The sequence below is a fragment of the Roseateles oligotrophus genome (genome assembly GCF_025717515.1).
In the GTDB taxonomy this organism is placed as follows: domain Bacteria; phylum Pseudomonadota; class Gammaproteobacteria; order Burkholderiales; family Burkholderiaceae_C; genus Paucibacter_A; species Paucibacter_A oligotrophus.
Window position 1 is genome coordinate 1 of record NZ_JAJIRN010000003.1, and the last position, 13,500, is coordinate 13,500.

Consider the following 13,500-nt stretch of genomic DNA (forward strand, 5'->3'; position numbering starts at 1 on the left):
CGTGAAGCCGGTTGCTCGCCACGAAGGACTGTCAGACTGCTTCACTAAAGACAGCGGTCATCGCTGATGGCAAGTCGGCCGGTGAATCGATGACCGCTTCAGGCCTCGGAGCGTGAGCCCGGCTTCATTCCACGGACGACAGCAACCGCTGCATAGTTGCCGGATTTCGTTCCTTTGCTGACGCTTCAGACTGATCTGATGGAATAGCGCTGGCGCGATTCAGTAGCGCCTAGTCGGCACGTCAATGTCACCTTGGACTCCGAGCATCTGGGCTTCTGTCAGATCGACGGCTTGACTGGGATGCGGAAGCGACATGCAAACGTCTGCTGCTGTTTCGCTGCTTAAAAGCCTGGCCATTTGATCTTCGCTGACGATTGCGTCAGCAGGTTTTACGCCATGGCCCGCACGGAAGCTGTGTTCAGTCATCAATTCAGCAAGTCGGATACGAATCATTGCGATCACCACGCCATCTTGTACATGGGCATTATGAGTTGGTTGTCTTGCGTAGACGCGGCTTTCTATTTTGGCAGGACTTCAATTTCTTGTTGATCTCTCTTCAATTGATCATGATGCGTACACGCAACTTGTGGTCTTGAAGGGAAATTGATGCACAAAGCTATCGAGCACATGGAACAGACCTATGCAGTTGCTCTTGCCGAGTAGGAGGATGGCCTTGTCCGCCCAACATTCGATGTACAGGGGTAGCACGCCGGCTTTGGTCAAGGCCGGCATGATTTCCTCGAGCAAAAGCGTGGCTTTGCCCATCTGACGCGGGCCGAACACCGCGATTCGCACGTGATTCACCAGTCTCTTGGTGAAAAGGGCAGCAAGTGCGGGTCGGTTGTAGTGCCAAATGGCAGTGAGATCGGCAATAGTTTTTGCTCGATTTGCGTAAGGCCGAAAATTTACGCATGTATGCGTAAAGCTGCAAATCGCATGGCACCGCGCCTGCCGTCAACATTTTGCTCAATCGCACGCGCTGTATCCAAGGCCCGGGGCTTGATTGAAAGATGCTGCAGTTTGTTGTCTAAAGTAGAACAAAGTCCTCAAACGGCACCTCCCCACTTTATTGCTGTCAGGATTTCGCTCACACGCTTTGCACCGGCTTTTGTTTGCGCCGCCATGAACGGGCTCTGGCCGTCGAGCAGAGGGTGCTTTTCTCGCATCCAGCCGTCTGCGTCTGCTTCTGTTTTGAAGGTGTCGCGAGCCATTGCAGCGAGTTCGGCAGCATCGGATTCACTGTGATTCGAGGTCTCAAGCGATTTCACGACCGTCCAAGCTCCAACATTGCATGCAATCATTAAGATCAATTTGCAAGCCGCGACCAGCGCCCCGGCTGTAGCATGATGCTTGGAATGTGCGCCAAATTGGGACCAAATGGTTCTAATGAAGTTGCCTAGCCGCTATCTGACGCAATCACAGCTTTCACAGGCTGCAAAAACGCATCAGGCCACCGCTGTTGCAGACGGAGAACGTGCTCGTGGAGGGCAGCTCCGTGCCCGGAGTCGCCGTTCATAGTTGGCGCCAGTAACGGCGATGATCAGGACGACTGGGCGCTCTGCTCCGCTCGAGCTCGAGCCAGTGGCCCTATCCTTCACCGGGCTAAAACAGTCCTCAGGCTTGTTTTAGTCCGGGCTCAGTCGAGGAACCTCCGCGCGAAGGTGATTGTTTCTACGTAGAAACTCTTCTGCATCGCATTGCTCCCTAAGAAGATGACAACAAGTTGCCTGTTTTTTGAGCAAACTTTACAGCCCCTTTGGCAGCCTCTTCGGGACACAAACGCGTAATCGATAGATAGCATTCATGTATGTGCTGACCCGTTTGTCGATGCTGCCTCAGAACAGGTAGCACGATGCTCAGGGTGTCAGTCAGCACATCTCGTTGCTGCGGCACTGACAGCCGCGGCTCCCGGTCAAACCGGGGGGGCCGCCGCATGTCTCAAGCCCTCCTCTGACCGTTCTTCAACGTTCACAGGAGTGGCCCATGGCCTCATCGCAATTCACCAAAACCCTGCCTTCAACAGTTGCCACCGCAAAGCCACCGATCCCTAATCAACTCGTTGGCCCGCCGCTATCCGTAGATCGTGTGTTGGATTTGGATCTCTCAGACGACTCTTCGACTTCCCTGTCAACTTCATCGGTCATCGCCCCTGCGCAGACGGCCCAGTTGCCACTGCCGACACAGTCACCATCGCTACCGCCAACTCCCCCATCGGCAGCGCCGCCGTCCTTGGATCTCGTCAATCACTCGATTGTCTTCCTTGATCCATGGCTACTGCGATTCAGTGAGGCCCACAACAGAGACGAAGCCAGCTTCGACACGCCGGACTTCAAAGAGTTGCTGCGCAGTGTCATCGCCCATCGTGGCAACTTGCAACCCATTTGCGTTGTCGAGCGCATCGACGCTGCCGAACAGCGGTTTCATGAAGTGGTCTTCGGCGAGCGCCGAGTGCGTGCTTGCCGCGAAGCGGGGGTGGAAGTTAGGGCAATGGTGATGCAGTCACATTCTTCTATTGACAACGCCCTTCTGCGTCTTGGCGAGAACCGGGGACGACGCGAGTTGACCCCGTTGGAGTTCGGCCGACAAGTGAAACACGTGCTCGACGACCCCGGCAATGGTCTCAACCGCACCCAGCTCGCCAAAATTCTGGGCTGTCATGCGGGGCACGTGGGCAGGGCTTATGAACTAGCAAGCTTGCCCTGCGCAATCCTTGAGGCCTTCGAAACGCCGCTGGAACTGCAGTACGCGCACATGCTGCCACTGAAGCGTGCATATCAAGCTGCCCCCGCGGCGGTGCTGAGTGAGGCCGAACTGATCCGCGAAGAACTCGATCCGCCGACGACGGTGGGAGTCATCGAGCGCCTCGAGCAAGCCGCGCAGCGTGCCCAGACGGGACAGCTAGCCAAGGAAGGCGGAGCTTCCGAAGCGGAGGATGGTGGCGGGCAGGGACTTGCTTCAGGCAAATCGGCCCCGGCCGCCAGGCCACCGCAGCCTATCCGGGCAAAGGGCCAGGACATCGGGTCATGGGTGGTCTTGCCCAATGGCGCAATCACGTTGCAGATCAACTCGCCGATGTCGCAGTTTCAGCGGGAAGAATTGATCGCAGTGATGGTGGCGCAACTGGAACTCGAAGTGCTCAAGACGGCCACAGCGAACGAGGCCGCCGAGGCGTCATCAGCTGGGGCGGTGCAGGTCCCGGTTACAGGAGAACAAGCATGAGTGGCGAAGGCAAGGAACCCCAGGCAGGCGCGACAAGCAAAGCCAGAGGACTTGCATCATGCAAGTCGGCTGAGCATGATGCAAACGCTGCCGTCCCAGCGGGCCACGGCGAAGCCCGCCGCAACGCTTGCGAAGCTTCAACTGCGCTCACGCAGAGCAACGGTCACGAAGAAAAAGCAACAGCCATTTCCACATTACCGGTCGCATCTTGGATACGAGGACGTATCCAAGAGAACATCACAGTAACTCGACCGGTAATGTGTGCTGCCCCCTCTTTTGAGGGGTCGCGTAGCGAAAGCACAAGCCCTGAGACGGGACCGGCAAGCGACGTGACACTCGTGACCCCTGCAGTGCAGGGGGGCACGGGTGGCGCGGCGGTTGCTGGGCCCGGAGAAGCAGAGCAGGCACAGCCTGCGTGCATTACCGTGGCCGACGCAGGGGATGCAAACGCGAACGAAGAGGATATCGAAAACGATGGCTTCGGAGGCGAACTGAATCGGGCCGCGCACTTCGAAGTAGTCAGGTCTGCTCGGTCGCTGATGCGAGAGATCGCACAGAGCCGCGAAAAACGGAAGGACACAGAGCCGGCAGATGGAACGACAGAAAAGTACAGACAGTTGACCAAAGTGCTGCTTAAGCGCGCGAAACAAGTGCCGCACGGAGTCAATTCCATGCCCTCTGTCTGTGTGGCGCTTGCAGACTATGCAGCAAAGGGGAATAGCTTCTACACAATGCGAAGCGCTGCGGCGTGGGTAGTGCAAGGCAAGGTGGCGCAATTGCTGAAGCAGCAGGACCAACTGCAGAGGCAGCCCCCCAGCGCCACGAAAGAATGGTCGAACAGCGTGGATTCGCTCAACGCAGCAATGCAACTCTTGCGGAGCATTCAAGGCTTGGATCTAAAGAGCGCCCGCCATCTCAGTGCCGCTGTGGCCGTAGCACCTAAATCGAAGCGACTGGTGCTTAAGAAAGCTGATGAAAGTTGGCGAGAAGAATACTTTCGGGTGACAGCGCAATCTAGCAAGTACCGCCATGCAGCTCTTCTTCAGGGCTTATGCGGTATGCGCCCGTTGGAGCTAGAGCGAGGGGTTGTGGTGTGGCGGCGCGGACCCACGGTGGCAATCAAGATACAGGGGGCGAAGGTACGTGAGACGGCGGGCCAGCCCTGGCGCGGAGTGTTCATTCCGGCCGAGAAGTTTCCGGCTTGGTTTCTCGAAGACCTGGGCAGTCAGCCCAAGACCTACTCAGCGCCCAGTATTGCAATGCGCAGCTATCTCAAGCGCTTATCGCCCCAAGTGTTCCCGGTACAAGGCGACAAGCCTCAGTTGATCTTGAGCAGCTATGTGCTCCGGCATGCGATCGCGACAGATCTGCGGCAAGAGGGGTGGGATTCCGCGGAGATTGCTCAGGTTCTGGGGGAGCGGTGCGCGGCGACATCAAGATGGTACGGGCTGAGATGGCGGGGTTCGAAGTTCAGACGGATCCCACAAGTTGCGATTGAACGGGGAACGGTGCAGACAGCGCGGCCGGTCGTGCGGCGTGAGTCGGATTTCTTGGCGAAGAAGCATGACGGGAAGTCGGTCAAGAAGCAGTCGGGCAAGCCGAGACTTGGTGCGTAAAGGAGGCCGGCATGACAGAGGAGCGACGGCTAAAGGCTGGCTGATGCAGCGTGACAATCGAGCCTATCGACGTAGGCTCGGTAGGTAATCTCGGCTGCCTTGACACAAGTCGCCCGATCGCACGGATCGCGATTTGGCCGCAGCGATCAGCCGCTTAGTGAGCACGCCCATGACCGAGCTGCTACCCCAGGCGGAGTCTGTATGGCGCCTCGAGGCCAGCGGCCATGGCTATCTCAGCGGCTCCACCGCGTGCCTGTCCACCATGTACGCAGCGCAGCAGCATGAGGCCCCGCTCGCGCTTCTGGTTGCTGCGATGGCGCCCTACAAGATGTGGCACTACCGGCAATGGGGCGTGCGTGCGCTCTTGGTTTTGGGTCGCAAGGCCGAGGCGCTGCAATACGCGGAAGACAGCCGGGGTCTCAATGCGCCGGATCAACTGATCTCGCAAACCTGCGAGGAGATCCTGCTCGCCTCGGGCCTGATACGCGACACTGCCGAGGCTTACACGCGTTATGCCGTGGTCGGCAACCAAGCAGGCATCTATCTGGCGGCCTTCCGAGCCATCGCCAAAAAGTATCCACACAAAAGCGCAGGCCGAGATCCTACGCGACCTGGTCGCCAGAACGCCGGGCAAAACCGGCAGGAGGTTTGCGGCGCCCAAGTCGGCGGGCCTGTTCAGCGAGGCGATCGCGCTGGTCGCCCATTCACCCACCGATTCGAGCACTCACACACGCGCAGTGCGCGATCACGCCCAGGCGCAGTCGCAATTCGCGCTCGAGGCAGCCAAAGCCGCGCTGCATTAGATGGCCCGGGGCTTTGGCTACGACATCACCGGCGCTGATGTGCGTGAGGCCTTGAGGCTGCGTTGGTCGCGTCGGGAAGCCTCGGCCGCAGCGATGACAATCAACTAGTGGCCGAGGTCAGGGCCCTGCTGGCCGGGCCGGGAGTGGGGCAGCAGAGTTTGGTGAAGATATTGGTGGAGTGAATTGGTCAGTTGGGCTATCAGTTGGCTTGAGTCAGTTTCAAGCGCCCTACATGCCTGTGCGATAGCCGACATTTACGGCTTGCGTCATGGTGATTTCCCGGCGAGGTCTGTCATAAATTTAGGGTGGCATATCTTTGCGTGGGTTACTGCGTCTGAGGGCTTTAGTGGCATAGCCAGTCATTTTTAATTGACTGAAATTTATGTTAACAAAAGTCACATAAACTCTCGCCAAAATTAATAGCAAATGAAAAGGGGTGAGGTTTGGAAAGTTTAGAGACAATTGAGGTAATACCAGATCCGGTTTCTTTGATCGAGTCGATGCGCGCCGTTGGATATTCCGTTGAGGCTGCCATCGCAGATCTCATCGATAACAGTATTTCTGCTCGGGCCGATGTAGTCGATATCAAGTACGACGCAACTGAGGACCCGTTTGTCGCAATTTTGGACAACGGGCTTGGTATGTCGGCGGATAAGCTAACCAATGCTATGCGGCATGGGAGTCACAATCCTTCCGATGTACGGGATCTGGAAGATTTGGGACGATTCGGTTTGGGTCTGAAGACGGCGTCATTGTCTCAGTGCAGGAAACTCACAGTAATCAGCCGACAAGCAGGGGTCACCAGTGCTAGACGCTGGGACCTAGATGTAGTTCAGCGCTCCGGGCGGTGGCTGGTGGTTGTTCCTGACATCAAGGAGCTTGAGATGCTTCCGATGTTTTCGCGTCTACAGGCGATGAAGTCGGGAACGCTGGTGGTGTGGCAGGACTTGGATAGACTGACCGCCGGAGCGCTTGACCCTCAGTCGGAAATGACGTCCAAACTGGCATCCTTGTATGAACATCTCGCCCTAGTTTTCCATCGTTTCACGCTGAAAGAGGATGGTGTCGGGCCAGTCACAATGATGGCGAATGGGCAACGTATACCACCGAGAGACCCGTTCCTGAGAACTAATACATTCCGTCAGCCGCTTGAGGGTCAAGTAATTAAACACGAAAGAGGGAACGTTCGAGTTTTGCCATTCGTTCTTCCCCCGGTAAGTCATCTATCCCCAGATGAAATTAGTATGGCGGGAGGAAAAGACGGCCTCAGAGGAACGCAGGGATTCTACATCTACCGCAATAGACGGCTGGTTATATGGGGCACATGGTTCAGGCTCGTCCCTAAGGAGGAATTCTACAAGTTGACGCGGGTACAGGTTGATATTCCCAACACCTTCGATGATTTGTGGGCGTTGGACATAAAAAAATCAGCTGCATTTCCGCCAGATGTTATCAGAAACAGACTGAAGGATCTTATCCCGCACTTCGCTGACACCAGTAAAAAAACGGTTACTTACCCAGGAAGAAAACAGTCAGTTAAAGGGTTTGTTCCACTTTGGCTACGAGTCGAACCACGGCATGGAACTTTCCGTTATGAACTTAATATCGATCATCCGGTGATTCAGTCATTCTCCACCACCCTTAACGGTGATGACCAACGATATTTTCAGAAAATCTTGAGTTTGTTCGGAGATGCCCTGCCATTCGAATCCATCTATGCTGACATGTGTGGTGATCGCCGAACTGGCAATGAAGAAGACACGTTTACCAATCTGATGGAAATTGCCAAAAACATGCTGGAAATCACGGGGCTGAATGTGACCCAAGTTCTGAATATCGACCCAATGGTGCGGTACCCGCAGCATCACGAAAAACTTCGAATGGAGCTGAATAAATGAGTAGCGATCCTTTTCTAATTGCTGTAGGTATCATCGGCACACGAGACCTTACTGATGAACTCCTCAATGAGGTCATGGGTATGTTGCCAAAAGTCACACTTGATCTCGAAGTAGATGCGCTAACAAAAGTCCGAAAACAACTTGAAGCAATTATCGGAATAAGCATGGTGACCGGACAGGGGCTCCATGGTGGCGAGCAGGAACCTTGGCTTGACGAGGTCAAAACAACAATCAAATGGACCTACTGGGACGCCTACTCTCACGAACTTAAATCAAACGGATTCGGAAAAGAAGTGATCAGAGTTCTTGATGAAGATACTCATAATATTCTGAATGAATGTGGCAATCCCAGCGTCGATGTCGGCTGGAGGGTCCAGGGACTCGTAATGGGCGATGTTCAATCCGGCAAGACTGCAAATTACTGTGGCTTAGTAAATAAGGCGGCCGATGCGGGTTACAAATTTGTTGTCCTGCTGACCGGAATGATCGAGGAGTTGCGCGCGCAGTCTCAGGAGCGGCTAGACAGTGGATTCGTTGGCCGTGACAGCAGAAGCATTTTCGAAGGCGAGCGGGAAAAAAAACCTATTGGTTCAGGACGATTCCGTTCTGTTGTTCCCAACGTGCTTACATCGATCGATTTTGACTTTCTGACAGCGAATAAAAAGGTACTTGGCGGGATACCGTTGGAAAATATAAGCGAACCAGTATTGCTTGTGATGAAAAAACACAGGTCTCCGCTTCAGAACCTTATTTCTTTTCTCGACTCCCAGATGTCCAAGGGGAACAATCAGCTAGCATTGCCATTTCTCCTGATTGATGACGAGGCGGATAACGCATCTGTGAATTCAAAAAAAGACGAAGATCCTGCAACTATAAACAAGCTAATCCGCGAGGTACTTAGGCGTTTCGGCAGATCGACTTACGTCGCATATACTGCTACCCCCTTTGCAAATGTCTTTATAAACCCTGACTACGACGACCTCTTTCCGTCGAACTTCGTCTACTCGTTGAACACCCCCACAAACTATATCGGGGCATCTTCAATTTTCACTGAGTCCGGCATCCATCAATATCAGGTGCAGGACATTACCGATGCAGATACTTCTTTTCCATATAAACACAGGAAAGATCAGTCTATCCACTCCTTGCCCGAATCGCTCTGCGAGGCAATTGAAACGTTTTTACTTTCCAGTGCCATTCGCGATTTAAGAAAGGAACCTCTCAGGCACCGGTCAATGCTTGTTAATGTGACCAGATTTACGGATGTACAGGGTCGACTATCAGACTTGATAAAAAATTATCTGTATGCACTCACGGAGGAAATAAAACAATACCTCTCTGATGATGATCTGTGGGCGAAACACTTAAAATTAAAGAGTTTGCACGCAACATGGCAGTTGCATTATGCGGAAAGCGAAGTATCTTGGGACGCGGTCAGGAAGGTTCTCTATGAATCCATTGCATCCATAAAGGTTTTGACAATTAACCAAAAAAGCGAAGCAGTTGACCGACTGAATTACAAGGCGTATGAGAAATCCGAAAAAGGACGGCGAGTAATCGCAGTGGGAGGGTTGACGCTGTCTCGCGGATTGACGCTTTACGGCTTGAGCGTGAGCTACTTTTACAGAAACTCAAAGGCATACGACACTCTTCTCCAGATGGGGCGATGGTTCGGCTATCGAACTGGCTATGAGGATGTCTGCAGGATTTGGATGGATCCTGACGTGCAGGAATGGTTTTCCCACGTAGCGAATGTTGTGGGAGAACTAAAACTGGACATTCGGCGTATGCATGCCAACCGACAGCCGCCGAGCCGTTTTGGAATGAAGGTAAGGTCTCATCCTGATGCTTTGATAGTGACGGCACTCAACAAGATGCGCAATGCCCAAGAGGTTGAGGTCGACGTTTCATACAGTGCATGCGGCGCGGAAACACCGTTCCTCCCCAAAAATACAGACGCAAATGAGAAAAACCTAGCGTCTGTAAATAAATTTCTTTCTGGGTTACCGCCTGCCCAGACGGTTAAGAACAAGTGCATATGGAAAAATGTGTCAGCCACGCAAATCGCCGGATTTCTGCATGGTCTTGAAATATCAAGCATGAATATGCCATTTATGACCGACATAACTGGTCGGGAGCGCCCGATTCTTTCATTTATCAGCGGAAATGAAATCGAGAGACTGGCTACATGGGATGTTTGCCTTCCCCAAGGCGAAGGGGCCCCCATAAGCGGATTTGTTGTACGGGATACCAACGGAGCTACCCGAGAAATCAAACCAAGAAACCGCCAATTTGAAAAGATTCCTGCCGGGTCGGACTACTTAAAGCTCAACAAGCAGCGTGTTGGAGAGATAGCGGATGAAACCGTGGCTCTCGAAAAACGGGATATTGAACAAGCTCAAAAAGATTGGGAAGAGGAAAGAAAAGAAGACCCGGAAAAGGGAGAAACGGTGCCCGGCTCCCTGTATAGACGCTATAGAGAAAGGCCTTTGCTGACCATTCATCTTATTGAACCAAAAGATCCCAAAGATGTATCGAAGCGCAAAGACCGAATGATGATGGCGTCGGACATCGAGTCCAAAGTGCTGGTTGCGGTTGGTCTTTCTTTTCCACAATTCGAAGATGAAGACAAGTCAGCGCGTGTGCCGTATCGGCTCAATAAGGTTGCCTTGCGGGCTATGGGTTTGATCAATGATCAGGAGGACGAAGATGACGAGGATTGAGGAACTCTGGCGGGACGCCCTTCAGCAGGTGATAGTCAAACCAATCGAAGCGGATGGATATCGTCTGACCAGAATGGCCCCGGAATCCCGCTTCGATATCTACGGAGGGGTGGACTCAACATCTTTCGTTCTACTTGCTGTTGGTATTCAAGCTCGCCCGCCCAACATAGCTACCGACTCGTCGTCACTTGATTATTTCAGGCAACAGCGCAAGGATGGTTCATGGCTTATGGTGCTTCGGCTGCGCCAGAATGGGCTTGAAACCGTTTTCGGAAGGTTATGTCAGGACCTCGTGGATGCCGCAGAAGGTGTACCAGATGAAAAAGCCCTAGTGAGTCTCTTCAGAGAACGGCTCAATCTCTGGAAAAAGCTATTTCAGCATAGCGGAAGCGGCTTTCTCCTAGCTCACGAAATCAAGGGTCTAATTGCCGAAATGCTCACGCTCGAGATTTTGCTCCAACGTGGTGAAAGAGATCTGCTTGAAACGGTATCCGGCTGGGTTGGACCACTTGGCTCTGACCAAGATTTCGTGTATTCAGATCAAGCAATCGAAGTGAAGGCAGTGGGACTAGGGGTCGATAGCATATCAATTTCATCGCTGGATCAGCTACACAGTGAGGTGAGAATGCATCTGGTTCTTGCTACGCTCAGGTTAGCAACTCCAGGGGAGCACTGCGCCATCGGCCTAAATGGCCTAACCGCAAGAATAGAAGGCCTGATAGCCGAGAGTCCCGAAGCACTCAATACATTCAAGGATCGACTTCTCGAAGCTCGCTATGTCGAACACGAATTTTATGACACGATTTTGTTCGAGCCTACGTCAATTGATTGCTACGCGATTACGGATGAATTCCCGAAACTGATTCGGGCCATGGTTCCCAAAGGCATTGGCAGCGCTACTTATTCGATAGGAATAGATTGGATTAAGGATTTCAGAAGCGACATGCCAACATGATGGACGACAAGACTTTCTTGGATGAACTCAGGCAGATTGTCATCCGTCGTGCTACGGTCATGCACCTCGTAGATACGATGGCATTTGTTTCGGAAGTCGCTGAACGCTTGGAAGACGACCCTGTGTTCGGGGAACTTGTTCCTCTCGAGTTTTCTGGAACAGGTAGCAGGAACAGGCAGCTAAGGGTTCATGGTTTTACTAGATTGGATGAATCAGACGGGACTATAGGGCTTGTGATTGGCAAGTGGTCCGACGCTGATGAACCCGGGACCCTTACCACTCAATCGGTAAACCAGCTAACAGGCTGGCTGGAAAGCTTCGTTGCTGAGGCAATTGAATCCAAACTAAGTGAGCGGATAGCCGAAGTTAATTCAGCTTACGAACTTGCCTGTCAGCTACAGGATCAAGGTAAGAGGATTAATCGAATCCGCTTGCATGTTTTTTCCAACCAATCGTTGTCACAGAAATTCAAAGAAGAGCAGTTTGGGACAGTCGCTGGAATTCCGATTGAAAGGCACATATGGGATCTTCAGCGGCTGAAGGCTACGTACGAGTCATCTCGGGAGCGGGAAGCTGTTCAGATATCTTTGGCCGAATTCGGATCCAATGGCATTCCCTGCCTAGAGGCAGCGCGCACCGACAGTCTGCGTTCTTTTTTATGCGTTATGGACGCAACGTTACTTGCGGACCTCTTCGAACACTATGGAAGCCGCCTTCTAGAGGGTAACGTGCGCTCATTCCTTGGAATGAAAGGCGGGGTCAACAAGGGTATTCGTTCAACGATTCAGGATTCCCCATCATTATTCTTTGCTTATAACAATGGTATTGCTGCGACAGCGGCCAATCTGACCGTTCAGAATGTCGATGGCCGTCATCTTCTGACCGGAATGATCGATTTTCAGATTGTCAACGGTGGGCAGACTACCGCAAGCATTCTCAATGCAAGGAAGAAGGATCGACTGTCGCTTAGTGGAGTAACCATTCAGATGAAACTGACAGAGGTTAGCCGGGAAGATGCTCACGATCTTATTCCGAAGATTGCCCAGTTTGCCAACACGCAGAACAAAATCGATCCTGCTGACTTTTTTGCTAATCACCCATTTCACATAAAGATTGCCGAAATATCGCGCAGACTCCAAGTGCCTGCGAAAGCTGGCGCAAGAATCCAAAGTAAATGGTTCTATGAGCGCTCGCGTGGACAATTTCAAAGCGAGCGTTTGTATCTAACTAAGGCGAAGAAGGACGCCTTCGATTTAGAGTATCCAACGGAACAATTGATCAATAAAACTGAGCTAGCAAAATATGACAGCGTCTGGCGAGAGAAGCCCCATTGGGTAAGCTTGGCAGCACAGAAGAACTTCACAAAATTTGCGGATCAATTTTCGAATAAGAATATTGAAGTCTCTGAGAGAGAATTCTGGGATACGATTAGTCCAAACTATGGGGAGTCGTACTATCGGCATATGGTATCGGTGGCTATTTTGTGGAGGCGGGTCGAAATAATAGTTTCCGCGGGCCGTGGAGGTTGGTATCTTGGTGGGTATCGACCTCAGATTGTCGCGTATTCACTTTCTCTATTGTTCCATTCGCTGCGATGCTTTGGGCGCCAATTAAATCTGAGTCAGGTATGGGCTAAACAAGGAATCGACAGCAGTCTCGAAGATTGCCTCCGCAATATCGCAATAGAGGCTCAGGCGGTGATTCTCAATCCACCGGCAGGCATGACAAACGTCGGTGAATGGGCAAAGAAAGAGGCTTGCTGGGAAAATGTAAAGCAGCTGACCATACACAACAGTGATCACATGGAGCAGTGGGCTGTCAGCAAAGAAGAATTCAATAGGACCATGGCCGACGGGAGGAAGCTGGGGAAGCAGGACGACGGCATCACTTTACAGAAAAGAGTCTTGCAATTGACGACGAGTGGATATTGGTCGGCATTGCTCAAATGGACACAGGTGTCTGCGCTACTCCTTCCCGTTGAACGCACTCTGGTCATCAAAGCCAGTACAACGCATGGGTTCATGAAAGTCAATGTCGAAAAAGACTGGCGGAAGCTTCTTGAAATTCAGCATCGGTGTGAAGAAGAGGGATTCAGACCTCCACAAGTCGGGATCGACTTACTTGCAGACTAACGCCCGGCTTGGTACTCAAGAGTTGTGAGTAAGCCCTTGTCAGAGGTTGCCGCCTAGCGTTGCCAAGATATTGGTTATATCCGACGTGATGAAATAAGCGGGGTGAACCTATGCACACTTAGAAGGCCGTTGCAGCCTTCGATTCAAGTTCATT

The 13,500-nt window shown here is 52.5% G+C and carries 10 protein-coding genes; 7 read left to right on the plus strand and 3 right to left on the minus strand.

The window, feature by feature from the left end; genetic code table 11:
* Positions 1-219 precede the first annotated feature (219 nt).
* The 3 genes from LNV07_RS06110 to LNV07_RS06120 all read right to left on the minus strand — a co-directional run bounded on the left by LNV07_RS06110 (position 220) and on the right by LNV07_RS06120 (position 1,268).
* Positions 220-453: a hypothetical protein gene (locus LNV07_RS06110; RefSeq protein WP_263570295.1), complete on the minus strand. Its 234-nt coding sequence runs from the start codon at positions 451-453 to the stop codon at positions 220-222.
* Between the two features lie 111 nt (positions 454-564).
* Entirely contained in the window at positions 565-804 is a 240-nt protein-coding gene (locus LNV07_RS06115) for a hypothetical protein (RefSeq protein WP_263570296.1), read from the minus strand.
* Positions 805-1,046: 242 nt separating this feature from the next.
* The gene (locus LNV07_RS06120) at positions 1,047-1,268 is read right to left on the minus strand and encodes an MbcA/ParS/Xre antitoxin family protein (protein ID WP_263570297.1); all 222 of its coding nucleotides are present in this window, start codon (positions 1,266-1,268) and stop codon (positions 1,047-1,049) included.
* Between the two features lie 715 nt (positions 1,269-1,983).
* On the opposite strand from LNV07_RS06120, the gene LNV07_RS06125 reads away from it, so the two are divergent.
* From LNV07_RS06125 to LNV07_RS06155, 7 genes are all read left to right on the plus strand, one after another.
* Positions 1,984-3,219: a ParB/RepB/Spo0J family partition protein gene (locus LNV07_RS06125; RefSeq protein ID WP_263570298.1), complete on the plus strand. Its 1,236-nt coding sequence runs from the start codon at positions 1,984-1,986 to the stop codon at positions 3,217-3,219.
* Positions 3,216-4,835 (plus strand): site-specific integrase, encoded by a 1,620-nt coding sequence (locus tag LNV07_RS06130; protein ID WP_263570299.1) that lies wholly within the window; start codon positions 3,216-3,218, stop codon positions 4,833-4,835. Before LNV07_RS06125 ends, LNV07_RS06130 begins: the two co-directional genes overlap by 4 nt.
* A gap of 169 nt (positions 4,836-5,004) precedes the next feature.
* A complete protein-coding gene (locus LNV07_RS06135; RefSeq protein ID WP_263570300.1) occupies positions 5,005-5,676 on the plus strand; it encodes a hypothetical protein in 672 nt (223 codons plus the stop codon).
* A gap of 405 nt (positions 5,677-6,081) precedes the next feature.
* Positions 6,082-7,536, plus strand: coding sequence for an ATP-binding protein (locus tag LNV07_RS06140; protein WP_263570301.1), 1,455 nt, complete (start codon positions 6,082-6,084; stop codon positions 7,534-7,536).
* Complete coding sequence (locus LNV07_RS06145) at positions 7,533-10,259, plus strand: Z1 domain-containing protein (protein WP_263570302.1); 2,727 nt, start codon at positions 7,533-7,535, stop codon at positions 10,257-10,259. Before LNV07_RS06140 ends, LNV07_RS06145 begins: the two co-directional genes overlap by 4 nt.
* Positions 10,246-11,214 (plus strand): PD-(D/E)XK motif protein, encoded by a 969-nt coding sequence (locus tag LNV07_RS06150; RefSeq protein WP_263570303.1) that lies wholly within the window; start codon positions 10,246-10,248, stop codon positions 11,212-11,214. Before LNV07_RS06145 ends, LNV07_RS06150 begins: the two co-directional genes overlap by 14 nt.
* On the plus strand, positions 11,214-13,346 hold the full coding sequence (locus LNV07_RS06155) for an AIPR family protein (protein WP_263570304.1): 2,133 nt from the start codon (positions 11,214-11,216) through the stop codon (positions 13,344-13,346). Before LNV07_RS06150 ends, LNV07_RS06155 begins: the two co-directional genes overlap by 1 nt.
* Positions 13,347-13,500 lie beyond the last annotated feature (154 nt).

What these genes read in the sequence shown, in the direction of transcription:
- LNV07_RS06155 (WP_263570304.1), top strand. Translation starts at nt 11,214, where the DNA reads ATGGACGACAAGACTTTCTTGGATGAACTCAGGCAGATTGTCATCCGT.
- LNV07_RS06150 (WP_263570303.1), top strand. Translation starts at nt 10,246, where the DNA reads ATGACGAGGATTGAGGAACTCTGGCGGGACGCCCTTCAGCAGGTGATA.
- LNV07_RS06135 (WP_263570300.1), top strand. Translation starts at nt 5,005, where the DNA reads ATGACCGAGCTGCTACCCCAGGCGGAGTCTGTATGGCGCCTCGAGGCC.
- LNV07_RS06130 (WP_263570299.1), top strand. Translation starts at nt 3,216, where the DNA reads ATGAGTGGCGAAGGCAAGGAACCCCAGGCAGGCGCGACAAGCAAAGCC.
- LNV07_RS06125 (WP_263570298.1), top strand. Translation starts at nt 1,984, where the DNA reads ATGGCCTCATCGCAATTCACCAAAACCCTGCCTTCAACAGTTGCCACC.
- LNV07_RS06145 (WP_263570302.1), top strand. Translation starts at nt 7,533, where the DNA reads ATGAGTAGCGATCCTTTTCTAATTGCTGTAGGTATCATCGGCACACGA.
- LNV07_RS06110 (WP_263570295.1), bottom strand. Translation starts at nt 453, where the DNA reads ATGATTCGTATCCGACTTGCTGAATTGATGACTGAACACAGCTTCCGT.